General features: G+C 41.0%; 25 protein-coding genes, 1 rRNA gene and 1 pseudogene. 6 read left to right on the top strand and 21 right to left on the bottom strand.

Features of this window, described 5'->3' with window-relative positions; all coding sequences use genetic code 11:
* Window positions 1-196: 196 nt before the first annotated feature.
* From HGJ98_RS21145 to HGJ98_RS21135, 3 genes are read right to left on the bottom strand one after another with little or no spacing between them, the layout of a single operon-like run.
* Window positions 197-472, bottom strand: coding sequence for a hypothetical protein (locus HGJ98_RS21145; RefSeq protein WP_291353725.1), 276 nt, complete (start codon window positions 470-472; stop codon window positions 197-199).
* 14 nt (window positions 473-486) lie between these two features.
* A complete protein-coding gene (locus HGJ98_RS21140; protein ID WP_291353724.1) occupies window positions 487-1,494 on the bottom strand; it encodes a DMT family transporter in 1,008 nt (335 codons plus the stop codon).
* Window positions 1,495-1,511: 17 nt separating this feature from the next.
* Window positions 1,512-1,649, bottom strand: coding sequence for a hypothetical protein (locus HGJ98_RS21135; protein ID WP_291353723.1), 138 nt, complete (start codon window positions 1,647-1,649; stop codon window positions 1,512-1,514).
* 439 nt (window positions 1,650-2,088) lie between these two features.
* Between HGJ98_RS21135 and HGJ98_RS21130 the strand changes: the two genes are divergently transcribed.
* Window positions 2,089-3,501: a sigma 54-interacting transcriptional regulator gene (locus tag HGJ98_RS21130; protein WP_291353722.1), complete on the top strand. Its 1,413-nt coding sequence runs from the start codon at window positions 2,089-2,091 to the stop codon at window positions 3,499-3,501.
* A 55-nt stretch (window positions 3,502-3,556) separates the two neighbouring features.
* On the opposite strand, the pseudogene HGJ98_RS21125 reads toward HGJ98_RS21130, so the two are convergent.
* The 8 genes and pseudogenes from HGJ98_RS21125 to HGJ98_RS21090 form a co-directional block, all read right to left on the bottom strand.
* Window positions 3,557-5,023: pseudogene (locus HGJ98_RS21125) on the bottom strand (trimethylamine methyltransferase family protein).
* A gap of 205 nt (window positions 5,024-5,228) precedes the next feature.
* Window positions 5,229-5,867 carry a B12-binding domain-containing protein gene (locus tag HGJ98_RS21120; protein WP_291353721.1) on the bottom strand — a complete coding sequence of 213 codons (639 nt, stop codon included), beginning with the start codon at window positions 5,865-5,867 and terminating at the stop codon, window positions 5,229-5,231.
* A 143-nt stretch (window positions 5,868-6,010) separates the two neighbouring features.
* Entirely contained in the window at window positions 6,011-6,334 is a 324-nt protein-coding gene (pylSn, locus tag HGJ98_RS21115; protein WP_291353719.1) for a pyrrolysine--tRNA(Pyl) ligase small subunit, read from the bottom strand.
* A 31-nt stretch (window positions 6,335-6,365) separates the two neighbouring features.
* Window positions 6,366-7,553, bottom strand: coding sequence for a 3-methylornithine--L-lysine ligase PylC (pylC, locus tag HGJ98_RS21110; RefSeq protein WP_291353717.1), 1,188 nt, complete (start codon window positions 7,551-7,553; stop codon window positions 6,366-6,368).
* Window positions 7,513-8,658 (bottom strand): methylornithine synthase PylB, encoded by a 1,146-nt coding sequence (gene pylB, locus HGJ98_RS21105; protein ID WP_291353715.1) that lies wholly within the window; start codon window positions 8,656-8,658, stop codon window positions 7,513-7,515. Before pylB ends, pylC begins: the two co-directional genes overlap by 41 nt.
* A gap of 412 nt (window positions 8,659-9,070) precedes the next feature.
* The gene (locus tag HGJ98_RS21100; protein ID WP_291353713.1) at window positions 9,071-10,024 is read right to left on the bottom strand and encodes a choline kinase family protein; all 954 of its coding nucleotides are present in this window, start codon (window positions 10,022-10,024) and stop codon (window positions 9,071-9,073) included.
* A 140-nt stretch (window positions 10,025-10,164) separates the two neighbouring features.
* A complete protein-coding gene (gene pylSc, locus HGJ98_RS21095; RefSeq protein WP_291353711.1) occupies window positions 10,165-10,998 on the bottom strand; it encodes a pyrrolysine--tRNA(Pyl) ligase large subunit in 834 nt (277 codons plus the stop codon).
* Between the two features lie 432 nt (window positions 10,999-11,430).
* A complete protein-coding gene (locus tag HGJ98_RS21090) occupies window positions 11,431-12,294 on the bottom strand; it encodes an SDR family oxidoreductase (protein WP_291353709.1) in 864 nt (287 codons plus the stop codon).
* A 191-nt stretch (window positions 12,295-12,485) separates the two neighbouring features.
* Between HGJ98_RS21090 and HGJ98_RS21085 the strand changes: the two genes are divergently transcribed.
* Both HGJ98_RS21085 and HGJ98_RS21080 read left to right on the top strand, forming a co-directional pair.
* The gene (locus HGJ98_RS21085) at window positions 12,486-13,322 is read left to right on the top strand and encodes an SPFH domain-containing protein (protein ID WP_291353707.1); all 837 of its coding nucleotides are present in this window, start codon (window positions 12,486-12,488) and stop codon (window positions 13,320-13,322) included.
* Window positions 13,323-13,348: 26 nt separating this feature from the next.
* Window positions 13,349-13,540, top strand: coding sequence for a hypothetical protein (locus tag HGJ98_RS21080; RefSeq protein WP_291353705.1), 192 nt, complete (start codon window positions 13,349-13,351; stop codon window positions 13,538-13,540).
* 69 nt (window positions 13,541-13,609) lie between these two features.
* On the opposite strand, the gene HGJ98_RS21075 is transcribed toward HGJ98_RS21080, so the two are convergent.
* The 8 genes from HGJ98_RS21075 to HGJ98_RS21040 form a co-directional block, all read right to left on the bottom strand.
* Window positions 13,610-14,197, bottom strand: a complete 588-nt coding sequence (locus HGJ98_RS21075; protein WP_291353704.1) for an indolepyruvate oxidoreductase subunit beta — start codon at window positions 14,195-14,197, stop codon at window positions 13,610-13,612.
* Window positions 14,190-15,926 carry an indolepyruvate ferredoxin oxidoreductase subunit alpha gene (iorA, locus tag HGJ98_RS21070; RefSeq protein ID WP_291353702.1) on the bottom strand — a complete coding sequence of 579 codons (1,737 nt, stop codon included), beginning with the start codon at window positions 15,924-15,926 and terminating at the stop codon, window positions 14,190-14,192. The genes HGJ98_RS21075 and iorA overlap by 8 nt, the downstream gene beginning before the upstream one ends.
* A 179-nt stretch (window positions 15,927-16,105) precedes the next feature.
* Window positions 16,106-17,032, bottom strand: a complete 927-nt coding sequence (locus HGJ98_RS21065; RefSeq protein ID WP_291353700.1) for a bifunctional enoyl-CoA hydratase/phosphate acetyltransferase — start codon at window positions 17,030-17,032, stop codon at window positions 16,106-16,108.
* Between the two features lie 12 nt (window positions 17,033-17,044).
* On the bottom strand, window positions 17,045-18,103 hold the full coding sequence (gene buk / locus HGJ98_RS21060; RefSeq protein WP_291353698.1) for a butyrate kinase: 1,059 nt from the start codon (window positions 18,101-18,103) through the stop codon (window positions 17,045-17,047).
* A gap of 340 nt (window positions 18,104-18,443) precedes the next feature.
* Window positions 18,444-19,634 (bottom strand): C40 family peptidase, encoded by a 1,191-nt coding sequence (locus HGJ98_RS21055; protein ID WP_291353696.1) that lies wholly within the window; start codon window positions 19,632-19,634, stop codon window positions 18,444-18,446.
* A gap of 229 nt (window positions 19,635-19,863) precedes the next feature.
* Window positions 19,864-20,721, bottom strand: a complete 858-nt coding sequence (locus HGJ98_RS21050) for a TIGR03915 family putative DNA repair protein (RefSeq protein WP_291353694.1) — start codon at window positions 20,719-20,721, stop codon at window positions 19,864-19,866.
* The gene (locus HGJ98_RS21045) at window positions 20,700-22,001 is read right to left on the bottom strand and encodes a putative DNA modification/repair radical SAM protein (protein WP_291353788.1); all 1,302 of its coding nucleotides are present in this window, start codon (window positions 21,999-22,001) and stop codon (window positions 20,700-20,702) included. The genes HGJ98_RS21050 and HGJ98_RS21045 overlap by 22 nt, the downstream gene beginning before the upstream one ends.
* Before the next feature lie 119 nt (window positions 22,002-22,120).
* Entirely contained in the window at window positions 22,121-22,264 is a 144-nt protein-coding gene (locus tag HGJ98_RS21040) for a hypothetical protein (RefSeq protein ID WP_291353692.1), read from the bottom strand.
* Between the two features lie 256 nt (window positions 22,265-22,520).
* Here HGJ98_RS21040 and HGJ98_RS21035 point away from each other — a divergent pair, with 256 nt between their 5' ends.
* The 3 genes from HGJ98_RS21035 (at window position 22,521) to fliB (ending at window position 24,869) form a co-directional block, all read left to right on the top strand.
* Window positions 22,521-22,796 carry an ATP-binding protein gene (locus HGJ98_RS21035; protein WP_367142757.1) on the top strand — a complete coding sequence of 92 codons (276 nt, stop codon included), beginning with the start codon at window positions 22,521-22,523 and terminating at the stop codon, window positions 22,794-22,796.
* A 74-nt stretch (window positions 22,797-22,870) separates the two neighbouring features.
* Window positions 22,871-23,419: an NUDIX hydrolase gene (locus HGJ98_RS21030; protein ID WP_291353690.1), complete on the top strand. Its 549-nt coding sequence runs from the start codon at window positions 22,871-22,873 to the stop codon at window positions 23,417-23,419.
* Window positions 23,420-23,624: 205 nt separating this feature from the next.
* The gene (fliB, locus tag HGJ98_RS21025; protein ID WP_291353689.1) at window positions 23,625-24,869 is read left to right on the top strand and encodes a flagellin lysine-N-methylase; all 1,245 of its coding nucleotides are present in this window, start codon (window positions 23,625-23,627) and stop codon (window positions 24,867-24,869) included.
* 123 nt (window positions 24,870-24,992) lie between these two features.
* Here fliB and HGJ98_RS21020 read toward each other — a convergent pair whose 3' ends face one another.
* Together HGJ98_RS21020 and rrf are read right to left on the bottom strand one after the other, a co-directional pair.
* A complete protein-coding gene (locus HGJ98_RS21020) occupies window positions 24,993-25,292 on the bottom strand; it encodes a hypothetical protein (RefSeq protein ID WP_291353687.1) in 300 nt (99 codons plus the stop codon).
* A 250-nt stretch (window positions 25,293-25,542) separates the two neighbouring features.
* Window positions 25,543-25,652: ribosomal RNA gene (rrf, locus tag HGJ98_RS21015) — 5S ribosomal RNA — on the bottom strand; the annotation flags it as partial.

The raw sequence follows: 25,652 nt of genomic DNA, 5'->3' as shown, positions 1-25,652 counted from the left end.
CCAGCGTATTAATTCAATAACATTCAGCAAGAACGCCATATCTACTTATTTTCTCAAGTCATCTATGACTTATCGAAACCAAATTTTACTTAAATTAAACCATTTATCTAAACAGTCATCGAATTGACAAAATGGCTAAGGAATAATTTCCTTAAGCCATTTTTGTCACATTAATAGTTCCACGTTTCGAACTAGTTTACTGCCATTCTTTGGGCAAATAGTTCAATCGCCCAGTCCCATAGTCCGTAATTTTGTACTCATGGGTTAACTTACCATTGGCGTCTACGGATACTTTCTGAATTTCAATCAGCCCAACCGCCAACATGGATTGTAAGTGGTTATCAATGCTTGATTCTTTGAACTGACCTTCCGTACCATACTCCGGCCTCAATGCTTCTTGCATGGTGATTTCAGACAGGGTCTCATGTTTAGATAGTAAATGCAACATTCGGAAACGCATCGGTAGTTTCATCAATAATCCCCCTCTTATACTTTTCTCAATTTTAAGAGTTCTTTGGGATTCGCTGTGACCAAAATTGTTCCCACAGTAATGATGACAGCCCCAACGACTAATGTGAATGTTAGTTCAAAGCCCGGAATTATCAACCAGCTGAAGAAGACGGCCCACAAGGCATATGTTACATTAAGTGCCATCGCCCGACCCACACCTGTCATATTAAGGGCTCTATACCAACAGACGTAGGATAAAGCTCCTAAGGCTCCTGCAACCGCAACATAATAGACGCTAGCTTCGGTGAAGGCATCCCAGAAAATAACTACCCCAGAAGCAATGGGTAAAATTCCGATGAGGTAAACGAAAAATGATGTAGCTTCACGAATTCCGATGGCGATATCAGGATCGGCCATATCCATTCCATAGGTTGATAGAACGCCTTCCATACCCCAACCTAGTGTAGCAAGTAAGGAGAAAGCTAGTCCTAGATAGAAATTAGGGAAATCACCTCCTGGTGGAACATATCCTACAACAACAGCTCCACCAATACAAAGAATAATCCCTGCCCAAACACGTGGGATGATTTTCTCTTTTAGAATAAATACCGCCATAATTGCCCCAACAGCGGGGTACATAGCGGTTATGGCTAAGGCATAAGAAGCTCCAGCCATGTTAATCCCCAACAGGTAACCTGACATAGCTATTGGACCCCCAAAAAGTGCGGCTAAAACGACTATTTTTCCTGGTCTAGTGCGCAACGTTCGAAGATATTCAGGTGCCCTTCCGGTAAATAGGTTGTAGAAAAAGAGCCAAAAACCAGCAAACCCATCATGCATTGCTGCACCTGCTAAAGAACCTGCATATAGAGAAAGAGTTGCGCCACCTGTAAACGGCGCCATTGCCAACGCCATACCAAGGATAACCCCATCAAGTCCCCATGTTGCACCCGAAATTACTCCATAGATAAGACCTTTTTTGGCATGACCAAGCTCCTGAGCTGTCTGCATCACTTGGACATTTTTTTCAGTATTGAGTGCCATAAATTACCTCCTTATACTTATTGATACACTAGGGAAGGAGCAGCCTCAATGGCCCATTTCAGTTCGTCCATTTCACCCGCCCGATACGATTGCTTTGTAGTAGGCGTATGCCTTTTCCTCAAGTTTTCGATTTCCCTAATAAAATACAGGATCATAAACTTCTGGGTTACACCAATGCCTCCCTTCCTTTGTTTACGTATAAAGAGCAATGCTCCTCGCTTCACCCCTCTCGTAAACCTTATGCCCGGTATAGCCGGTAATTATATGAATAATGCAAAAACCATGCCATCTTATTATTGAAAACTAATCCTCTGAAACTGGCTTAATTATCAGACATTTTCGAGATGAGTCTGCCCTATGGCAAGTCAGGGTTGACTTGTTAAGTCAAATCTATCATCACAATTAGTTCTTTGAAATACGATTTTTTATAGTATAATTATCATAATTGGCCGGAATTTTTCTTCGATCCTACGTCTCTATTCTCTTTTTATGACGAAAATAATATAATGTTGTCAGAATTGCTTTTATTTCAACTAATTCTATACTATATTTAAGTTGTTAAGACATTAATAACTCGATAAGGAGGTCATTAGTTTGGATACAGGAACAACTGATCTGGATTTTGAAACCCTGAAGAAGATATTAGATAATTCCCATGATGAAATCTATGTAACTAATGCTATGGGGATCGTCGTTTATGTAAATAACGTCTGTGAGAAGCATTATGGCGTTAAAGCTTCGGAAATCATTGGTAAGAAGTCACGAGAAATATCCGAAAAGAAATATTGGGGTCCACGAGTCAGTCCCATTGCAATTGATAAGAAAATGAGCATAACCCTTGAACAAAAAACCTGCACGGGTAAAACGTTGCTCACTACCGCAACCCCAGTCTTCGATTCAGACGGTAATATCGAACTCATTATTGAGAATTCCAGGGATGTTACTGAGTCTGAAGGGATGAAGCATGAACTGGATAAGAGTATCGAGTTATTGAAGCGTTATAAAATGGAAGTGGAAGTTTTTCGAAAAAAGGAAATGAACATCCCTGACTTTATCTGCGAAAGCCCCAAGATGGAATCACTGTTACGTCTTGTAAGACGCATTTCAGCAGTAAATTCAACCGTTCTACTCCTTGGTGAATCGGGATCCGGTAAAGGACATATGGCCAAATATATTCACAACCATAGCCCTAACAGAGATGGCCCTTTCATAACCGTTAACTGTGCTTCTATTCCTTCAGAACTTATGGAAGCAGAGATGTTTGGCTACTCAAAAGGGGCATTTACCGGAGCCAATACCAAAGGCAATATAGGCCTAATTGAGTTAGCAAATGATGGAACTCTTTTTTTAGATGAAATTGCCGAATTATCTCCCCGAATGCAAGCCAAACTTTTACAAGTACTCCATGAAAACCAGTACTTTAAAGTAGGAGGCCGTGAGATTCAGCAAGTTTATTGCCGAGTCATCGCTGCAACGAACCGCGATTTGCAGGAGATGATAAGAAAAGGTACGTTTCGGGAAGATTTATACTATCGCTTAAATATTTTTGAACTAACTCTTCCTCCTTTAAGAGAAAGAAGAGAAGAGATCATCCCACTAGCTCAAGATATCCTGAACAAATTTAATAGGAAGTATAAAATGGAGCATGAATTTAGTCCAAGATGCTATGAGCTTTTCAAACAATACTCCTGGCCTGGAAATGTTCGAGAGTTGGAAAACATAATCGAACGCCTAACCGTCGTAACTCAAGCCACTGTCATTGATGAATGTGACCTACCTCAATCCTTTCATACTATGGCAGAATCTCCAGTAGAATCTACTCCGTTGACCCGTAATCGCCCACTTTCTCTTGATGATGCTATAAGTGACGTGGAAAAGAATTTAATTATTCAAGCCTATAAGGATTTTGGGAGCTCATACGAAGTAGCCAAGGTCTTAGATATCAGTCAAAGTAAAGCTAATCGCCTGATTCGAAAATATTACCCATCTGGATTAGAATCCCAATAGAACAAGGAGCTGGTGAATTCACCGGCTCCTTGTTCTTTGCATCAGAAGAAACAATTTAGAATTTAGGTTTTCTTGGTCTTCTTCTAGCTTCTTTTTCCTTTGCCTTTATCTCTGTGGTTTCAGCTTCCGCTTCTAAGACAATCTCTTTCAGCTGTCTTTGAATATCTTCAGGTAGAGGATTTTGGTTTTCATAGTTTTCAAGAATGTCAATAGATTTTGCATAGGAGGTTTCGACAATATCCTTACTGCCAGCTGCTTCCCAATTCTCTCTATTCTTTCTATCTAACAACTCCGTTTTAGACAGCTCTTTGTAATGCGCGTAAGTGTGATCATGGCTAATGAATTCTCCGCCGATACCTACCGAACGGACAACTTCCAGTGCCATTTTCTCATCACTTATCGGAATACCTTTAATGGTATGCATAATCATTCGTGCCATTTCATTCTGCATAACCATTTGAGCATAATCCCAAGTTAGGCCCCCTTCGAGCATTCCAAGACCATATATCATGTTAGCGCCTGCTAACGCTGGTAATAAGGCGGTCAAGGTAAACTCATGGGCTGCTTGGGCATCAGGTACTTTGCTATCCGTCTATCCCCCAGCTACCCAGACGGGAATATTATAGAATTGGGCCAGTTTGGCGCAAGCAGCACTAAAGAGAGCGAGTTCCGGTGTTCCTACACAAGCAACAGTGGTTCGCAAGTCCATCATGGTTGTGGACGTTCCATAGACCATGGGATACCCTCTCTTTTCAAGCTGACCTAAGACAAACATACTTAGAATTTCCGCATTATGTGTCACAAGTGTACTTGCGAGGTGAACACAAGTCGTTCCACCTGCAAGACCCATGGAATTAATCTTAGCCGGAACACCCAAGCGTATGGCCTGCAGTAACGTGTCAGTTGCTCCTTTAGCATGGACAAGGGGAGCCACTGGGTCTGTACTTTGTGAGAAAAGGGGTCTTTCGCGGAATTTATCTTCCCCTCCTGAAACAAGGTAGCCCATTTTTGCAGCTGCACGCATGTTTTCAGGACGATTCATCCCAATATAAGCATGCTTGGTTGAAAAATTGAAAAACGATTCTGCAATGTGAACTTGAGCCACGTCCGGATCAACTTCTGAAGGACCTAATGCTCTTTCAAAGACAATGATCTGATCCATGGCTTCACAGAAACGGGTTACGTCATCCACGTCTTTTTTGAAGGGCTTTCGGAGTTGACGGGAATAAGGGTCAATCATGCGGATAGCCTCTCCAAAATTGACAAACCCGGTCCGATTTCCTTCATTGAGCCAGTCATTTTCGCGTTTTCTTCCGCAGGCTCTAAACGTCTTAGGTATTGAGCGAATAGCATCTTCTACTAAGTGGGCAGGTATTTTAACTATGTTAGTGTTGCGGTCAAGAGTGCATCCAGCACTATAGAATATTTCACGTGCCTCTTCACTTTCAACTTTCACCCCGATATCCCATAGCAGGTCCAAAGTTGCCAAATGGACATCATACAGTTCATCGTTGGTAAACATATTCAGTCCGATCCCATCCATTCTGGTAGAACCAGCATGTATACCTCTGAATGTCAAAAAAATCACCTCCATGTATTTTCAAGAGCAATAAGAAAAACCATATAAGATAAAATTAACTACGTTAACAAATCACCCCCTTAAAACCGCCTGCGCTTAAACTCATCCTTCACGACTTGTATTCGGTAAGGGTTGTTCGCTAATAGGTTTACTTAGAGGCTAAGAGTTTCTTGCAAAGTTCTACAGCTGAACCAGCATCGGGAGCATAGCCGTCTGCACCAATCGTATCGGCATACTCTTGAGAAACTGGGGCTCCTCCGATAATTACTTTTACTTTGCCTCTGAGATCCTCATCTTCTAACATTTCTATAATATCTTGCATAGCCGGCATGGTTGTGGTTAAAAGAGCTGATAAGGCAAGAATATCAGGTTCATGTTCAATAATCGCATCAATAAAATCTTCAGCAGAAATATCGACGCCCATGTTAATGACTTCAAGTCCGCCACTCTCAATCAGCATACCAACAAGATTTTTACCTATATCATGTAAGTCTCCTTTTACAGTACCTAAAAGGATCTTACCTTGGCTTTTTTGATCAGCACTAGCGATTAAGGGTTTTACAATTTCCAGTCCACCGGTCATACTCTTTGCTGCCATAAGGACTTCAGGAACATACATATCCCCTGCCTTAAAGCGAACGCCAACAACATTCATTCCGGCAATCAAGCCCTCATTAACAATTTCCAAAGGGCTATTCCCTGCTGCGATTAGACTCTGAACTTGATCCTTTACCTTATCCTTCTGACCTTCAATAACACTTTGAGCAAGATCTGCATAACTAGCCATACCTAAATTCCTCCTCTTTTTTCAGTAATTAAAGTAAATCCTTCCAGGGTTTAGCCCTTCCTTAGAATCTTCTATATCCTAGAAAAGGCCTTATTATAATAAAGCTTGCCTTTCCATTAATGGGGTAAAAACAAGCATTATTGCTATAAGCGTGATCCATAATTTTGATTGACGTGAGTTGAAGAGTACTTAGCTAATTTCCAATCAGGGATTTTACAGGTTTTGCATGCCTGAAAGAACAGTTTATTGCGTAGGCACCGTGCTGCACGGCTATTTTTGGAATTAAAAATCTGGAACGTTTCATTACAATGGGTAATGATTTCCGCGGTATTCCCTCTAATGGTCATACTTTTAACCCCATGCAGGGTTCCACTTCTCGAAGGCCATAATTTCAGCTTTTCAACAAATTTGAAGAAATCTACATTCTTACGATAATATCGTTTCTTTTTTGACGAATCCACTGTCACCAAACTCAACTCCGATCCATACTTGCAATTCCTACCTCACAGAGGCGCATATTACCTCTTTGCATTCGTCATCCATTGGAAAAGGATCAAAGTATTGCCGGATTCCCCATTCATTTTGAATCGCTTTGAGAACAATATCACGATTTATCCAGGCTGCTTGTAGATTCTTTCCGGTGATAATAAGAGTTGCTACCCAATCAGTTTTACCTGGAATATAGTTAGAAAGTGCTTCGTCCGCGCCAAAAAAATCGGGATAAAGATGGAGTGGACCTGAGCCGGACATAATATGTTCGCCACAGATTTCAAGTTTGTCCTTCGTGACATGGATGTGTTCGTAAATCACACCCTGCTTTTCCCTGATCTGAAAGTCTTGCCAAGGCTTACCTTCGACGAAGGCCCGACCGAGAATTTCCAGCATATTAATTCCAGTGGCGTGATAGACAGATACTGGGGTTTGACTTGGAAGACGAGCATCAATTTCTAAGACTTTTAACTTACCCTTATGCAAAATCGTTTCAATGTCCATAATCCCGTTCAGATTAAGGTTTTTCGCCAAGCTTAGCCCAATCTGTTCAAATTCTTCCCTAAGGGCGGAAGATAGAATTGCCGAACCAATAACACGTTTACAATCGTAGTTCTTATCCATATGAAGCTCTGTAATGTGCAATACTTTGTAAACTCCTGAGAAACCCATGACCTCTAATGAATATGAGGGTCCTTCCAGATACTCTTCGATTACCCAATCCGTTAAACCCTTTTCAGAAAAGCTCCGAAACTCTGTAGTGCTGTTTACCTTATAGACCTCTTCACTTCCACTTGCTCCGGAAGGCTTAACAATAATAGGAAAAGTACATTTTGGCCAGGGATTTGGGGATGGGACCCCTGTGCGAGCAAACATTTCGTTGGAATAAATTTTAGACGATGAAATCGCATAGGACTCCTTATCAAATAACAACGGAACACCAGCATACTTGGCACTTCGGACCAGGCTATTAAGAGCTTCCAGATTCTCTAAAGCGGGAATAATAAGATCTATGTCCTTAAGAATGGGAATCCATTCAAGGACTTTCGTAACATCAAGCATCAAGAATTGATCACATAATTCTACAGCTGGTACCCCATCGTTCTTATCAACAAGGACAACTTCCCAACCGGCTTTCTTGGCCAGGTAGACAGCTTCAAGCCCTTGCAGCTTCCCCCCCACTATTGCTACACGCATGCTTAGACTCCTCTCTAAAAACCCTGGTCTTATTCTGATGCAGTGAAATCCACTCCGCATAATCTCCACGGCTTGCCATAATAAGTCCGTTCTGCTCTAAGACAGGAATAATTTTATTTACCGTCCGGTTTCCGTCTTCAATATCTAAGGAATGATTAGAAACTCCAGCTAATCCAGACTGCGGGGGAATGATCGAAGTAACAACGTTAGCACCGGCGTTAAGACGCTCCGCTAAACCATTTAACCCGTCTACATCCAACGAAGCCGGAATCAAGCGATCTGGAAACGCTATGCGCATGACTGCTATAACAAGTAACTCTTTTAATCGGGGGACAGAAGGAAAGTGTTGCATCGGGGTATCCTTCTGGGGAACAAAACTCATTACTCGGAGTTGGTCTACCCCTAACTTTTTTATTTCTTCTAAGGAATCAATTAAATCCTCATCCGTATCCCCTACACCAGTAAGTAACCCTTCTTCAAGAAGAAAACCCATCTGTCGGGCTTCGACTTTTCGTTGCATTCGTAGGACATAGCTTTGTCCAAGTCTTAACCTGCTGTATAAATCAGGGTTATGGGTTTCCTGATAGGTTGCATACCAATCGACTCCAGCCTCTTTAAATTCCATTAGAATATCCTCAGGAACAACACCGACAGAAATCATAATCGGGATATTGGTACTCTTTTTAATCATTTCTACAGCTCTAATCATATGGGCAAATCCTGACTCCTTGTTTTCAAAATAGAAAGGATCCTCTCCCATGGTTAGATCAATTAAGTGCACTCCCGAATCCACCAGGCTCAAAGCAGTCTTCATAATTTCCAAATCGGTTTTACGATAACGTTTCAATGAATTATTTGACTTGCGATATAAACAAAAAGCACATTCGTTACGACAATAGGTTGAGAAATATACGAACCCATAGACAAACACCTTATTATCGAAGTAACGTTTCCGTAGAAGTCTAGCGGTATTAAACACCTTCGCAAGGTCGTTTTCGTCCGATACTCTTAATAAATAGAGGAGCTCTTCTCGGTCCAAAGGGATCTCTCTGGTTGCTTTGTCTAGTATCTCGACTAATTTTAATGTTGCAGGATCCACTGACATGTTGTCACCTTCGTTTTCGTTAAAGTTAGTCCTCGTTATCAGATCAAGCCGATGATTAGTAGTTCACCCTTGTAGCTTTTATTTGCCCTTATGCAATTTCAAGTTGCAAGTTTTATGCCAGAATGATTATACCTGTGCCCTTAATTCAATATTCTCTCTAAAAACCTTGCAAGATCCTCTCAGATCACCGATATCACTTATTCCTAAGTCTCTTATCCTCCTTATATTTGTTATCCTATGATTCTTGGTTGGGCATGAAAAACATCATGATCAAGTCGATTCAAGTCGCATGTCACTTTTAATAAGTCAGTATTAACTTACAAATAAAAAGAGGCTCAGTTACACTGAGCCATTAAAGAGAGTTTTAGAGATTTAAGATGTGAGTATTTGGACTATATTTCAAAGCAACCAATTATTGATTAGCTTTGATAGCACGGTCTAGGCTTCCATTGTGAATTAACGCATAAGCCCGATTAAATCTGTTTAAGCCGTATGGCCAGTACTCTTCCCTCGATTTACCCATTGCAATTTGTAGTACTGCCCAATAAGCCCATAAAGCATCGCACAAGAATTTATTAATAACGAGGGAGCCCAGTTGTTTTTCTGTCAAATCTCCACCGTAATATTCCTGAAGGAAGAAACGTTCTTGTTCGTCAGTTAATTCAGCTTCAATAGCTAGTGCTCCTAAATCAAACAAAGGATCGTTCATTCCACCGTATTCCCAATCAATAAGGTAAAAGTTTTTCTGGTCATCCAGCCAATTTTCGCAAAGTGGATCGTTATGACACGGCGCTTGTGGAGGGGGATTATTCTTAAAGAGCACTTTAATCTCTTCAATTTTGCTCTTCATGGTCTCAGCACCTTCATAAAACTCAATATTTTTCTCTGCCAACAGCTTCATATAAGCATCAATTTCTTTTAAAGGATCAAAGACTGAGACAAATTCTTTCTTACAATCATGATATTTTTTAAAAACACGAGCTGCCATACTGAGGTACTTTTCTTCTTCTTTAAAATCTTTAATGTGTAACGTTTTACAATCGTCGATATACTTACACACCTGATTTCCAGTGGTATCATCATAATAAATAATCGGCGCACTAATATCAAGATCCGCCATAACCTGAGCATTATGCTTTTCAGCAGGACGATCTAAGTACTCCATAGTTCCTGCTCCAGCAAGCCTTACAGCGTAAGTTACTTCATTAATCGTTACTTTGTAGTTACTATTCGTTAGCCCTCCGGGTAAGATTTCAATAGCACTAATTCTGGAATCTTTAAAGAAAGGAATCTCACTGATCATTTTATAAATGCGCCCGATATGCTCCAACGAGATAGAGGGTTCGATCATAATTGGTTGATGCATAAGTTAATCCTCCCATTCAAATTAAAGTTTTCTTAATCTTAGTAAAGCTGAACCCACCCAGAAATATGTTTAATACTCAGACTATTGATAAATCCTAACGAAGTATCGCTACGGAAAGGATCCTGCAACAATATCCCCCGTTAGATATTTAACCGTACACCATTGAGATATGTAAGGGTCCTTCCCATGCTTTGGACATTCTGAGACCCCTCTCTAATCATTAGTAACCGTTCTAAACCAAATCCGATTCCAACCCATGGATCAATAATTCCCCATTGGTCATCAAGAGGGTGAGGGCCCATGGCACTTGAACCTAGTTCAATACCCTTAACAACATCTAAAGTATCCCCGTAAACAACCGACGAGGTTAACTCTAACTGATAATTATCAATACCCGCAGTTTCCATAACCAAGGAAGCTAGCTCTTCCAAGCGTTGATGCCTCTGATCTTCAGGTAAACCTAACTCTGTAAGATTAAGCATAGTAAATTCATTCAGATGCAAAGAACCTTTGGATTCTTTCCTATAACAAGTCCCGATTTCAAAGATTCGTATAGGTTTTTCCCATAAACGCAGCAAATCTTTCCACAATGTATATAGATTAGGTGCCAACATTGGACGTAAACAACGCTTAGAATCAAGCCAGAACACTTGAGAAAAGAGCGGATGATCATCAGCAACCGACATTTTTGCTAGAGATCCTTTAGAAATTATCGTTGGAGTGACCACCTGAGTGAATCCCTTTTGGGTCAAAGCCTCAACGAGTTGCTGTTCAAGCACACACAAGGAGGGGCGTCTCTTGATATCCCTCAATTCAAGCAACTTCTGTTTTCCTTTGACCACTAATAGATGTTCTTGTTCCTGATAAGCTCGATCACGTTCTTGATGAGACTCAAAACACATTTCTTGCTGGGATTCACTGGCATTAAGTTCTTGTAATCGTTGTTTTTGGATCGCCGTCCATGAGATGCTCACTCGGCTTACCCCCTAATTTTGGCGAGGAGTACGGGAGTTTCACCCGTCTACGCGGATTTAGAGTCCACGCGATCAATCCGATCTACCCCCCATGTAAATGAGTATAAACTCCTATGAAACACGATAAGATTATTATGCAATTTCAATGCCAAATGCAGGTTTCAACTGGATACTTCATTATGATCGTGTCTTCAATTTACAAAAATTTACCCCAACCGCATTTTTACTAGTCTGTTAGCAAATATTTCTCCTCATCTACCTTGATACGGTAAAGATCACCCTTATTTACTGATAGTTAATTTTAACTTTTAGTTTATCACTTCGAGTCATGAAGGACTTTTCCCCAGTCATTCATGACTCATAATGACTTGAAACGATTAGGTTTTTTGATTCCAATTTGGTTTTGTTTGACATTATACCATTTAGTTACTATTAACTATTAATGATTTTCCCCCCATTGATATGGAGCATTTGTCCTGACATATAAGAAGAATCTTCTGAGGCCAAAAATACATAAGCCGCAGATAATTCTTTCGGTTGCCCAGCTCTTTGCATGGGGGTCGTACTTCCAAAGGTCGACACTTGCTCGGCCTGAAAAGAGGCAGGGATTAAAGGCGTCCAAATTGGACCTGGAGCAACCCCATTGACTCGAATACCCGATTTACAAAGTGATTCTGACATTGAACGGGTGAACGCAACGACTGCTCCTTTGCTGGAAGAGTAGTCGATAAGCTGATCATGTCCCTCATAGGCCGTGATCGAGGCAGTATTAATAATTGTATTTCCTGATTTAAGGTGAGGTAATGCTGCTTTTGTAAGATAAAAACAACCAAAGATATTCGTGCGAAACGTTCTCTCGAGCTGTGCACTCGTAATATCTAACAAACTATTTTGCGGATGTTGTTCTCCAGCATTATTGACTAAGATATCCAGCTTGCCAAAAACCTGCAGGGTTTGATGAACCACTTGCTGACAGAAGGTTTCTTCTCCAATATCTCCAGCCATTATTATGCAACGCTGACCTAATCGTTCAATAGTTACTTTTGTGTCATTAGCATCCCCATGTTCGTTAAGATAGACAATAACAAGATCGGCCCCCTCTTTGGCATAAGCTATAGACACTGCTCGGCCAATTCCGCTATCTCCGCCGGTGACGATAGCTACTTTTCCAGATAGTTTTGAACTTCCTATAGAACCAATATCTTCCGTTATAGGCTTTGGGTTCATGATTGATTCTAAACCTGGCTGCTGATCTTGATGTTGTGCTGGAAATGTGGGTTTAGGTACTTGGGACATACGGACACTCCTTCCCTAGGTTTTATAAGAAACTCTACATCAAAAAGCCTCTTTAATACTTGCTCCTATCTAATAAAATGACCCATTTAGCTTTTATAAACTCCTGGAATTCTTCTCCATATTCAGGAACTTTACATAGTGATATAATAGTGATATCATATTGGTATTAACATTAACTAGGAGGATGCAATATGAAAGAAAAAAAAGCATGGGCCATTAACGGATATCTAGCTCTAATTCTTATGCTCGCCCTTTTGATCGGTGGAATTGCCTTAGTCATCCAAAAGCATTTAGTGGGTATCCCTATGATTTTTTTAGCTATAATCTTGGCAACTGGGATATTAGTGGTTCAACCTAATAAGTCCTATGCTTTAGTTTTTTTCGGGAGCTATCTCGGGACTATACGTGAACCCGGTCTATGGTTAACTGTTCCATTAGCAATCCGCAAAGGGGTTTCATTACGGGTTCGTAATTTCAACAGCAAAACTCTTAAAGTTAACATTGAAGGCAATCCCGTTGAGATCGCTGCCGTTATAGTCTTCCGCGTCATTGATACTGCTAAAGCAATTTTTGATGTAGAGAAGTATGAGGAATTCGTCGAAATCCAAAGCGAAACCGCTTTGCGCCACGTAGCAACGCGTTACGCATATGACAATTTTGAAGGACAAGGTTTTTCCTTGCGAGGTAATCCTGAAGAAGTATCCAATGAATTGATGAACGAACTCCAACAGCGTCTAGGATTAGCTGGCGTTGAAGTTAGCGAAGCACGTCTTACCCACTTAGCTTATGCTACTGAAATTGCAGGAGCAATGCTGCAGCGCCAACAGGCCTCTGCTATTCTTTCCGCCCGACAAATCATCGTAGAAGGTGCGGTGGGCATGGTTCAAATGGCAATTGAACGGATTGAAAACGATGGTGTTGTTAAACTTGACGAAGAACGTAAAGCCGCTATGATTAATAACCTTCTTGTATCAATCGTTTCCGAACGTGCAACGCAACCCGTTATAAATACCGGAACTATGTATTAACCGCTTAGACATTGGATGTGGTAACTATGGCAACAAAAAAGCAATTTCCCTTGCGCCTTGATCCCAAACTTTATGCAGCCTTAGAACGCTGGGCAGCCGATGAGTTTCGAAGTGCAAACGCTCATATCGAGTTTTTACTCCGGGATGCCGTCCGCCGGGCGGGTCGGTTAAAGGAGGATCCAGATGTTCCTACAGATTCAGGGGGATCCGATAGATAAATAAGTAAGCCCGTGAACATTCATTACTGAAGTTCACGGGCTTGTTTACTTTCTACGATACGGAGTTAATTACCTAATTTTTGCCCCGTCAACACCTAAACTAAAGGCTTTCTTATTCAATTCCAGCAGCTTTGCTGGAACTTTTGCCGAAAGAGCATCTTGCCAGGAATTCTCTGGGAATTGCATAAACTTTGAAAGGACTCCCATTAATACAACATTTGTAGCCTTGGCGTTGCCTGCTTCAATGGCTAGTTTTAACCCATCCAATTCGATAAAACGTTCGATCCGTTCCTTTAGGTCGGCAAGAATTTTCTCTGGATAGGTTGCAGCTCCAATAAGGACCGGTAAAGGTGCTATCTTTTGTGTATTAGCGATTAAAACGCCGTCATTTTTCAAGAAGTGTGCCCATCGATAGGCTTCTAACTGTTCGAAGGCCACAATAAAGTCTGCTTCTCCTGGTTCGATGACTGGAGAGTAAACGTCTTTTCCCATTCGAACTTGAGTTACAACTGATCCACCACGTTGAGCCATACCATGGATTTCGGACATTTTGACTTCGTAACCTTGAGCTATGGCGACATGAGTTAGAATCTTAGAGGCTAAGATAGTCCCTTGCCCGCCAACTCCCACGAGTAACACATTTATTATTTTAGACATTGTCCTCACCAGCCTTTCTCAAGGCATTAAATTTACATACATTGATACATAATCCGCACCCTGTACAGAGGGCTTGGTCAACTTGGGCTGTTTTGCTTTCTTGATCGAAGGAGAGAGCTGGACAACCAAGTTTTATACACATTTTACAACCGGTACAATCTTGGACATAAAGAGGTTTTTCAGTATTCTTGATAATAAGAGCACAAGGACGCCGGGCAATGATCACTGATGGTTCAGAAGCGGCTACCTCAGTTTTAATAACTTCTCTGACAGTTGCTAGGTCAAAAGGATCAACCTCAGTAACTCGTTTTACTCCTAGGGCTTTGCACAAGGCTGCAAAGTCGACTTGTGGAGCTGTCTGACCCATTAGATTCTTACCTGTCGATGGGTTATCTTGGTGCCCTGTCATAGCTGTAATGGAATTATCTAAAATGATCGTCGTTAGATTTCCGCCATTGTATACGACATCCATTAAACCGGTAATACCTGAATGCAAAAAGGTTGAGTCGCCAATCACAGCGACCAGATTTTCGGCCATTTCTGGATGGGCTTTAATCATTCCTAAACCTGCAGATATTGAGGCCCCCATGCAGATTGTCGTATCCATTGCTTCAAGCGGAGCCATTGCTCCAAGAGTGTAACAACCAATATCACCTGAAACAACGAGCTTTAGTTGTTTTAATGTATAAAACATCCCGCGGTGTGGGCAACCAGGGCACATTACTGGAGGACGAATGGGAGTTTCAAAGGCTGGGGCTACGGTTATTCCGGGTTGACCGCTAATCTTTTCCGCTACCATACGCACGCTAAGCTCACCATAAGGTGGGAAGAGCTCTTTGCCTACGACACTGATACCCAACCGACGGACTTCGCTTTCTATATAGGGCTCTAATTCCTCAACAACATAAAGTTTACCGACCTTTGCAGCAAACTCTTTGATTAAGCCTGATGGTAAGGGATTAGTGAAACCTAATTTAAGGATTGAAGCTGTGGGAAGAGCCTCTTTGACATATTGATAGGAAATTCCTGATGTGATAATACCAATGGACTGGTCCTTTAGCTCCATATAATTTACTGCCACCGTTTCGCTGTAGTCCGCTAGTTTCTGCATTCTTTCTTCCACCACTAGCCGACGAGCACGACCATTCCCGGGAAGCATGACGTATTTACGCAGGTTTCGTTCATAGGTCTTAACCTCTCGTTCAATAGGGTCCTTTAGTTCAACCAAACTTTGGGAGTGAGCGATTCGAGTTGTAATCCTTAACATAACTGGGGTGTCAAAGGTTTCAGATATCTCCATCGCTAGGCCAACCATATCTTTTGCTTCCTGAGAGTTCGAGGGTTCTAATAGCGGTATCTTAGCAAATGCCGCGTAAAGTCTGTTGTCTTGCTCATTTTGAGAAGAATGCATCCCTGGATCATCTGCTGATATTAAGACTAAGCCTGCACGGACTCCGGTGTAAGCAACAGTAAAAAGTGGATCGGCGGCAACATTAACTCCTACCATTTTCATAGCAACAATAGAGCGCGCACCAGCAATGGCCGCTCCGATGCCGACTTCCATAGCTACCTTTTCATTAGGAGACCACTGAGAATAAACTTCTGGGTATTTTGCAATATTTTCGAGGATTTCAGTACTTGGAGTACCAGGATAAGCCGCAGCAACGCTGACGCCATATTCGTAGACTCCCCGAGCAATTGCCTCATTGCCTGTCATTAATGTTTTCATGTATATATTTGTCTCCCCCCTTAGTGGAATATCATCACCTTATAACTTGTCCATTTTTCTATTTTAACTTAAAGAATAGAAGTATGTAAAGGGGTGAGAAGATTCCATATGAAGTTAATACGTTCATTTTTAAATAATAATCTACTTCCTGTTAATTTGGACAAACATAAATTCCCTTGTTACGATATTGTTCGATTCAGCGCAGCCATAGTCAAAGCCATGAACTTATTCCGAGGAGTATCACTTCTCGAGGTCAACACGATGGGAACTTGAGCCCCAAGTACAATTCCCGCCATTGTGGCTCCAGCAAAATAAACCATCGATTTACCCAAAACATTTCCTACTTCTATAGTAGGAGTTAAGAATAGATCTACATCTCCGTTGATCTTACTGTGAATTCCCTTGTGTTTCAAAGCTACTGCGCTGACCGCACCATCGAGTGCCAAGGGACCTTCCACGATTGCCCCTGGGAATTTTCCTGCTTGGCCCATTTTCACAAGCGCCTGAGCATCCATTGTCGCAGGCATTTTTGAATCTACTGTTTCGTTAGCAGCTAGAAGTATTACTTTTACCAAATCCATCCCAATGCCCTGCAAATAACATAGGCTATTCTCTAATATTTCCTTTTTCTGAGTAAGACTTGGAGCAATATTCATACCCCCGTCAGTAACAAATAGCAAACGAGAAAACCCGGGAACTTGAAATGCAGCCAGGTGACTTAGTAACCGTCCTGTCCGAAGACCTTGTTCTGAACGAAGCACTGCTCTTAAAAAATCCGAACTATTGATAAGCCCCTTCATCAAGAAATGCGCTTGCCCATCAACTATAGCATCAACTGCCCTATGTGCAGCTTTCAGCGGATCTGGCTCATGAATTAACTCTGCTCTTTGCAAGCCTAACCCTATCTCTAGCGATAATCTCTTAATTATTTCAACATCACCAATTAGCACAGGTGTAATTAAACCTTCTTTTTCAGCTAGTTTGATGGATTCCATAACATCTTTATCTGCAGCAGCCGCTACGGCAACCTTGGCCCGACCTAAACTTTTCGCCCTCTCATATAAAGCATCAAATCCGCTAAAGCGCATTCTTTCACCCCAATTCAAAAACCCTTATTCCTAGTAGGTCTTAGCCTTCTCTTCACCATGAAGGACCCTCAATGCACCGAGAGCTAATGCTTCCATCTCCTCTTCTCCAGGGACTACAATAACTGGGGAAATAAAGGATACTCTCCGAACAATTTCTGAGGTGATAAATTCTGAATAAGCAAGTCCTCCAGTTAGGATAATATGATCGATCTCTCCAGCTAATACTGTAGCCATCGCACCAATTTCCTTAGCCACTTGATAACACAGACCCTCTAGGATAAGCCCGGCATACAAGTCACCTTCGTTCATACGTTTCTCGGCTTCCCGCGCATCTTTAGTCCCAAGGTATCCGTACATACCGCCTTCTCTGAGGATCTTTGTTCGCATTTCTTGTTCTGTGTACTTACCAGAATAACAGAGTTTCACGAGTTCAGAAACAGGTAGGGTGCCACAACGTTCAACAGAATATGGCCCTTCATTGTTGGCATTGTTCACATCAATCATTTTTCCCTTACGGTGTGGAGCCACCGAAATTCCTCCGCCCAAATGGGCAATAATCAGATTAACCTCATGGTAGGCTTTTCCCATCTGAGAAGCCACTTTTCGAGCGACAGCCTTCATGTTTAAAGCGTGAGATTGACTTCTACGTGGTATTTCTGAAAGTCCGGAAAGCCTAGCGACCGGCTCAAATTCGTCAACTGATACAGGATCCACAATATACACTGGGACATTAATTCTCTGTCCCAGGGAATAGGCCATGATTCCACCTAGATTTGAAGCGTGTTCCCCACCCGGCGCATTTTGTAGGACATTTACTAGGTGTTGATCAACAACATAAGTGCCTCCTACAAGAGGTTTGAGCATACCGCCACGTCCCACAATTCCATCAAAAGAATTTAACGGGGTTCCATTTTCTTTTAGCAAGCTTAGAATAGTTAGAATTCGATAGTCACATTGATCAACCACGCGAGGGAAAGCGTTAATATCCTTGGACGGGTGATCAATTACTTGTTTCCAAAGACAGGTCTCACTTTCATAAGCTGCGACCTTTGTTGAAGTTGAACCCGGATTTATAGCAAGTACTTTCACTAACTTCCTCCTTTACAACCATATCTATCTTACAACTCGTAAATTATATCATAAAGCAAAGAGAATATTTAAATCCACTAAGCGCTTCAAAAAACCTTGCAAATCTACCTAAAACTAATACTATCTTGTGTATTATCTTCTGTTCCGGGCAATAAGATACTCCTTCGTTATATTCCCAAAATAGTATGACGTCAGAGCATAAAAGTTTGCTTTACAAAAAGGAAAGTGTTCCTCAGACAATTAAACGCTGTAGGAACACTAAAATTCCGCCCCTGATCCACTGGGTATCTTCCCGGAGGAAGGGCTAATAATCATTAATGAAATATAATCCACTTCCCATTTATGAAGCTATAACACGCCGGGCACCGAGATATCGTTTTGCCCAATAAGAGGTGGTCATGTCATCGTAAGATACACCACCCGAGGAAGAATGAATCATAGTGTTATTTCCAACGTAGATTCCAACATGGGATGCTCCAGAAGAGTATGTGGCAAAAAACACTAAATCACCAGGCTTTAGGTCAGCCTTTTTGACGGAAACTCCATTTTTAAACTGCTGTTCGGAGGTTCTACTCAGAGATATGCCACTTTTTCGGTATACGTATTGAACATATCCCGAACAGTCAAATCCCGGTGAGGGAGACGTCCCCCCCCATACATACTTCGTGCCTAAAAAGTTAGCAGCGAAATTAAGAAGTTGTTTAGCTCCACCCGTAATAGCAACCGTACCTGCAACCCCTCGACTTGAAGATCCCTGTGAAACTGAACCGGGAGACTCCTTTTCTTTTGCTGCATAGGCTGCTTCAAGTTTTTCCTGTTCAATTAATTGTTGTATGCGATTAACCTTAGCTTTAGCCGATATGGAAGCATTAAGTGCCACTTTTTCTTCTTTGCTTAATTGATCAAGGATAACCTGTTGCTTATCGAGTACTTGTTGTACAGTTTGTTGGGTTTCAGTTTTATCTTGAATCGTAGCTTGAATAGTTTTCTTCTTCTGTTCTATCTGTTCCATCTGGTGATTCATGGTCTGTTTTAACTGTATAATGTCTTCTTGAAGCTTACTATGAGTCTGAACGACCATCTGAATCTTGTCTGCACGATCAATAAAATCTGATAAACTAGTGGCTTCAAACAAAACAGCCAGGTATGTAGTGGCACCATCTTCATAGTTACTTCTTAAAACTTGTCCTAGAGCTTTAATGTATTCTTGACGTTTAGTTTCAAGTTTCTGTTGCTCGTTTTCCAATTCGTTCAGATGATTTTGTTCCTCGGTGAGTTTGGCTTGTTCCCGCGCTATACTATTATTTAATGCCTCTACAGATTGCTTTAAAGCCAAAAGCTGTGCCGTTGCATCTGCAACTTTTTCTTTCTGAGCACTCAATACTCCATTTAATTGATTTACTTGTTGTTGAGATTGAGTCAGTTGCTGCTGTAGGTTATCAGCTCGGGCCGGTATAGATACCGAGGCTAATAGAAAGACTCCAATCATACTGACTAGGGTTGTCTTACGCAAAAACTGTATCCTGATCATATTCAACTTAACCCCTTAAATGCATTTTCTTCTTCAATCTCATGGCGTTGTGTTAGCAACATTCTTTTCTTTAAGATATGTTAATTCGCTATGAAGCAATTAATTTCCTTGTTTTAATTCACACTTTATTAATTTTCAGTCCATTCCCTTATCTGCATTGAAAAAGCGCCTCTTTTAAATTATTAAAGTAAGCGCTTTAACATCCTGCCTATAGTTTTTGGTTTATATTTCAGTTGCTTATCCTGTAAGTGGATAGAGGATCCCTAGTGCAAACCTCAGTACCTGACAGCCTCGTTCCTGTTCCTGTCTCAGCCACTTGCCATCGTGCAAACTCATCCTTTTCGTTTAATTCGGTCATTTGACCCCAATAACGTTTTGGCATCAAAGTCCTTTGACAGCGCGGGTTAATCCTGTCTTCAATGGCAATCGTTTTAAAGAATTGTTTCCATAATCGACGGTATTCCACCTCTGCAGAATCAATTTCTGGCAAAGTTAACTCGTCAACAGATATCAGCTCTGCCTTTTTCGACTGATAGATTAAGGCCATCCTATGAGTTTTATCATAAATCATAAACCGTTCACTCCGGTATCGATCACAAAAATGCGGTGACAAAAGAGGAAGGACATAATTCTTAGGTTCAATGACTGCTACAAGCACTTCACCGTAGACAGAAAACCGAACGAAACCCTTGAACTTATGACTCTCCGATGTTAAGTGTTGTACTGCTTTTTGGAGAGAACAAACTATATCATCAGTAAGCATAGTCATTACCTTGCCCCCATGTTTAAATCCTAAACGCAGAAAATGGAGGATTAACAATTCCTTGTTCGGAACACAAGTTAAGAAACCAAGTTTCACCAAGTCCTGGGCTAGAGAGGATATCTTCATCGGAATTGAGTTGTAGACCCTGTCCGCCTTGTGTTCATCCGTTTCAATCCATTTTGCCGTATCAAAAAGAGTCTGTTGATCACTGGGCGGCCGTATAAGGCTTGGGATTTCCTTGAACTCATAGCTGGCAAAGACGCAACACATTAGTCCCTCAAAACTTCCATCATAAGCGTAGACTATATCTGTCCCGTCAGGCATTGTTGCACATCCTCTCTTTTAACCAACGGTTCGGTAAAAAATGAGAGCTGTTCAGGAAACTGTGACGGAAGCTTATACTGATCTGCCATTAGGGATCTAATGGCTCCATCTGAAGTTATTTTCAGTCCCTCCAAAACCTTTCCCTTACAGGTTACAAAATACTGCGCTCGTTTTAGGACAACACCTATCTTTTTAAGGCCTGAAAAATCTAGCGCTCCGTTTCTTCTAGCTGATAGAATTCGTTGAGCACTAGTAACCCCTATTCCCGGCACTCTCAAAAGCATCTCATAGGGTGCTTTATTAATTTCAAGCGGAAATATATCTAAATGGTTAAGAGCCCAATTGCACTTAGGATCAACTTGTAGGTTGAAATTGGGATTATGTTCATCGAGTAGTTCTTTAGCCTCAAAGCCGTAAAAACGCAATAGCCAATCAGCCTGGTATAACCGATGCTCCCGCAAGAGTGGTGGTTTCGTATCCCTTGAAGGCAAGAGGGAATTCTCTGATATTGGCATATATGCTGAGAAAAAGACCCTTTTAAGATGGTATTTTCTGTACAACCCTTCAGTTAGAGTTAATATTTTGTGGTCAGTATCAGGAGTTGCCCCCACAATCAGCTGGGTGCTCTGACCAGCCGGCACAAATTTCGAAGCATGACGATATTTTACAAGATCTGTACAGTTTTCCTGGATCTTGGCTGAAATCAGTCCCATTGGACGAAGGATGGACTCCTTTGTCTTGTTCGGAGCTAAAAGTTTCAGACTCTCCTGAGAAGGCAGCTCAATATTAACACTCATCCGATCAGCTAAAAGCCCTAGACGAGTAATGAGCTCACTATCAGCTCCCGGTATAGCCTTAACATGAATATAGCCATTAAAGTTATAAACCTTTCGCAACAACTCAAGAGCTTTAATTAATTGTTCAGTTGTATAGTTAGGACTTTTAATTACTCCGGAGCTTAGAAACAAGCCCTCTATATAGTTTCGTCGGTAGAAATTTATTGTAAGTTCGGCAAGTTCTTGGGGCGTAAATGCCACTCTTAAGGTATCATTTGATACACGATTGATACAGTATTGACAATCATAAATACAGACATTCGTCAACAGGACCTTCAGTAAGGATATGCACCGCCCATCAGCTGAAAAACTGTGACATATGCCAGCTTTAGCGGCACTTCCGATACTGCCGAACTTCCCTTTTCTATCGACTCCACTAGAAGTACATGCAACATCATATTTCGCTGAATCTGACAAAACTGTCAGTTTATCAAAAATATCAATGGTTAAACACCTCTAACTTGTTTCTCTAAACTTTATAATAAAGGAAACATACGTTCTTGTCAAAGGGGGTAAAACCAAACGCTTGTAGTTTTACAGATGTTTTTGGTTTCTCTTATTTTTTATATAATGGCAACTCCTTGAATTTCTCCAATCCCACGATCACCATGAAGTAATCCATAGTTCATTGCTCCAGATTCCATTTTCAATAACCACAGTTTTCTTCCTTTTTCACTAATAATCTCCATTACTATCTTGATTGCCATGTCATATTTTCGACTATTATTGATTCACTCAATCATATTTCACTAAGTTCCTACTTAAATTGCTGTATTAATACTTACAATCCTCACCACCTTTTGCATTTATATTGAAGTATACTGAACGGGGATTTTCGCATATAAGCATTATTGGTAACCAAAGATGATAATGCAGGTTATGCTTTGTATTTTTTCTCTAGGTTCCTTTACTTAAAAGCACCTTTCTACTTAATAAGAACGAGGTGACAGAAACAGGGAGTGAATAGATGTTTATACCCAGTATAAAAAGACAGAGGATTTCATTACATTAAGTATAAGTGATTCTGGCTGCGGTATTCCTGAAGAATGTATTGTTAACATTTTTGAGCCGTTTTTTACAACAAAAGAAGGCGGTACCGGATTGGGTTTATGTGTATGTAAAAATATCGTTGACAGACATAAGGGAACAATAATTGTTACCTCAAAGCTTGGTGAAGGAACTACTTTTACTATAAAACTTCCTATTCCAACTAGTCTATTTACTGAAAATGTTGCTTAACTTAATTCCTTGACAGTTGCGTAAAATCATTAATAAACACTCCCCTGCTGTAGGGTAATAGGTAGGTGGACGAAATGAATTCTGAAGAGTTAAGGATCTGTGAAAACAATATGCGGTATAAATTTTGCCCCCATTGTGGTGGCAAACTATCCTTAGAAGAGACATTTTCCCTTAGTAGACCCAAATGTGTAAACTGTAATAGAATATTTTATCAGAATCCTGCAGTAGGAGTTGCTGCCATAATTATTAGAAACAAAAAGATACTTTTGGGAAGAAGGAGAAATTCAAGCCATCGTGATATGTGGTGTATTCCCTGCGGGTATGTGGAGTATTACGAGGATGCTAAAGAAGCCTTGATTCGAGAAATGAAAGAGGAAACGAATCTGGATATCAAATTAAGTACAGTATTTGATATACATTCAAATTTCCATAATCCGGCACAGCACACAGTGGGAATATGGTTTTTAGTAGAAGAACATCTTGGAGATATAGCTCCGGGAGATGATGTAGAAGCATTAGATTTCTTTTCGACTGCAGAGATCAAGGAACAAAATATAGTGCTTGCATTTCCTACAGATGTACGAATATTAGATGATCTTGTTAATAAAGGATTGATACGTTAATGGATCCGCTAAAGAAATAATACCGTGTATCCCATGGACCGAAAGGCACGATAGTGTCTGTGGAGAGTGTCGCCGAGCAAAAAATACTCCATCGTTATATTTTTACTACCATAGTATGAAGCTATATTATTTTTCACCGTATATACCTATTAAACCGTATATACCTATTAATCTTAACATTTTAAATGGATATGAGGTAAAATACATGGCTAAAATAACGAAAGAGATACAAATGCCTCTCTACCTAAAGTCTTTCAATTGCATAGGTTCTGCCTGCGAGGATAGCTGCTGCTTTGGTTGGAGCAGTATTACGGTGGACAGCAAAACCTTCAAAAAATACAGCAAGATCCACGACACAGCATTGAAAGAAATAATCGATAATAAGGTCGTGCTCAACCAAACAGAACAAAGTGAAGAAACCTACGCCAATGTAATACTAAACAATGATTCAACTTGCCCTTTTTTGACTGAAAAAAAACTTTGCCTAATACAGTTAAAACAAGGAGAAAAATATTTACCCAAGATTTGTTTTGCTTTTCCTCGGGTAACTAATGTTATCAACGGTATCCTAGAAAAATCCGCAGTCATGTCTTGCCCAGAGGCTGTACGCGTGGCACTGTTAAACGCCAAAGGAATTGACTTTATTTCAGTACAAGAAACTCTAGATGTGCGCAATAATATTTCGATTTCACTTAATACCAATAATGATCCAGCCTTCACTGATACACCCAATGAGTATTTTCAGGATTTACGAAATTTTACACTTCATATATTAAAGAACAGGGATTATAAGCTCGAGGAACGGCTTATTATCCTAGGATTATTTTTTCAAAGGCTTGCAAAAGTATGTGATGAAAAAAAGGTTGATACTATACCTGAGCTCATTGCTTCCTTTACCAAATTATTAAAGAAAGAGTCTTTAATAGCGATTCTCGCGAAAACCCCCACATCCCCAGCAGTTCAGTTTAAACTGTTGATGCAAAGCGCTCTTATAAGGCTTGTACAGGGAATAACCAATCAACGCTACGCTGAATGTTTCATTGAATTTTTGCAAGGTATAAAACATTCGCCTAACATAAGCTTAGATATTTTGGCTGAAAACTATCGTGTAGCGTTTGAAAATTACTACGCTCCCTTTGCTTTTAAGCACGAATATATTTTTGAGAATTATTTGGTCAATTACGTCTACAATAATCTTTTTCCACTGTGCAACGGAGACATTTTTGACGAATATATAAAGCTTGTGTTTCATTACTCGTTGATCAAAATGCTCCTTATCGGTATTGCCGGATTCCACCAAGGACTTAGTTTAGAGTTGTTAGTTAAGCTGATTCAGTCCTTTGCCAAAACAATTGAACACAATCCCCAATACATAAATGAAACGAAAGATTGGTTCAAAGGAAAAGGTTTAAACTCAATGAGTTATTTATCAATACTTATTAAAAACTGAACTTGTACAGCTCTACTCTTGATTAACTTCCCCTGACAATAACTGTATTTACAGCCCTTAGGATATCTTCCGGTTCACAGCCGACAATCAGATTGCTTCCTAAATTTACAGACCGTTGCTTGTTTACCTGGCGATACGAAAGTCTCCAGTGGAGACTTTCGCCAAACGGCGTCCCGTGACGAATCCTCCTGCCGTTTGGATCCTACTTTCCCAGGAGCTATGCCCCAAGTACCCTTGGCCCTGGAACGAAAGGCGGACGAGCCTTTCGCCACACTGCGACTTGTAACGCACGCTCCTGCAGTGTGGATTCTTAACTTCCGTGTTCGGTATACGAAAAGCACGATAGTGTCCGGTGGACAGTATCGCCGAGCCACCCACCCCAAAGGAACACTTCGTGGCGAAGGAATGAGCTTTTCGCCACACTGCGTCCCGTAAAGCATACTCCTACAGTGTGACGAAAGTCGAATGAGACTTTCGCCACATTGAGACTCATAACGCAATCTCCTGCAATGTGACGAAAAGCGGACGAGCTTTTCGCCACACTGCGACATATAAAGCAACTCTCCAGCAGTGTGGATCCCGAACGGGTGGAACCCCGTGCCCAAGACACCTCAATTTTACATATGACTAACACAAAAAGGACCATCTCGTTAGAGATAGTCCTTCGCTTGTTACCTGGCGATGACCTACTTTCCCAGGGGCTATGCCCCAAGTATCCTTGGCCCTGGAGGTCTTAACTTCCGTGTTCGGTATGGGAACGGGTGGAACCCCTCCGGCATAATC

Source organism: Desulfosporosinus sp. (assembly GCF_014237355.1).
In the GTDB taxonomy this organism is placed as follows: domain Bacteria; phylum Bacillota; class Desulfitobacteriia; order Desulfitobacteriales; family Desulfitobacteriaceae; genus Desulfosporosinus.
This window is presented reverse-complemented; position numbering and strand designations above follow the sequence as displayed.

Coding starts and splice junctions, on each gene's coding strand:
- HGJ98_RS21145 (WP_291353725.1), bottom strand. CDS start 472: ATGAAACTACCGATGCGTTTCCGAATGTTGCATTTACTATCTAAACAT.
- HGJ98_RS21140 (WP_291353724.1), bottom strand. CDS start 1,494: ATGGCACTCAATACTGAAAAAAATGTCCAAGTGATGCAGACAGCTCAG.
- HGJ98_RS21135 (WP_291353723.1), bottom strand. CDS start 1,649: ATGATCCTGTATTTTATTAGGGAAATCGAAAACTTGAGGAAAAGGCAT.
- HGJ98_RS21120 (WP_291353721.1), bottom strand. CDS start 5,867: ATGGCTAGTTATGCAGATCTTGCTCAAAGTGTTATTGAAGGTCAGAAG.
- pylC (WP_291353717.1), bottom strand. CDS start 7,553: ATGCGTGTAGCAATAGTGGGGGGGAAGCTGCAAGGGCTTGAAGCTGTC.
- pylB (WP_291353715.1), bottom strand. CDS start 8,658: ATGTCAGTGGATCCTGCAACATTAAAATTAGTCGAGATACTAGACAAA.
- HGJ98_RS21100 (WP_291353713.1), bottom strand. CDS start 10,024: ATGCATCAACCAATTATGATCGAACCCTCTATCTCGTTGGAGCATATC.
- HGJ98_RS21090 (WP_291353709.1), bottom strand. CDS start 12,294: ATGTCCCAAGTACCTAAACCCACATTTCCAGCACAACATCAAGATCAG.
- HGJ98_RS21085 (WP_291353707.1), top strand. CDS start 12,486: ATGAAAGAAAAAAAAGCATGGGCCATTAACGGATATCTAGCTCTAATT.
- HGJ98_RS21080 (WP_291353705.1), top strand. CDS start 13,349: ATGGCAACAAAAAAGCAATTTCCCTTGCGCCTTGATCCCAAACTTTAT.
- HGJ98_RS21075 (WP_291353704.1), bottom strand. CDS start 14,197: ATGTCTAAAATAATAAATGTGTTACTCGTGGGAGTTGGCGGGCAAGGG.
- iorA (WP_291353702.1), bottom strand. CDS start 15,926: ATGAAAACATTAATGACAGGCAATGAGGCAATTGCTCGGGGAGTCTAC.
- HGJ98_RS21055 (WP_291353696.1), bottom strand. CDS start 19,634: ATGATCAGGATACAGTTTTTGCGTAAGACAACCCTAGTCAGTATGATT.
- HGJ98_RS21050 (WP_291353694.1), bottom strand. CDS start 20,721: ATGCCTGACGGGACAGATATAGTCTACGCTTATGATGGAAGTTTTGAG.
- HGJ98_RS21040 (WP_291353692.1), bottom strand. CDS start 22,264: ATGGCAATCAAGATAGTAATGGAGATTATTAGTGAAAAAGGAAGAAAA.
- HGJ98_RS21030 (WP_291353690.1), top strand. CDS start 22,871: ATGAATTCTGAAGAGTTAAGGATCTGTGAAAACAATATGCGGTATAAA.
- fliB (WP_291353689.1), top strand. CDS start 23,625: ATGGCTAAAATAACGAAAGAGATACAAATGCCTCTCTACCTAAAGTCT.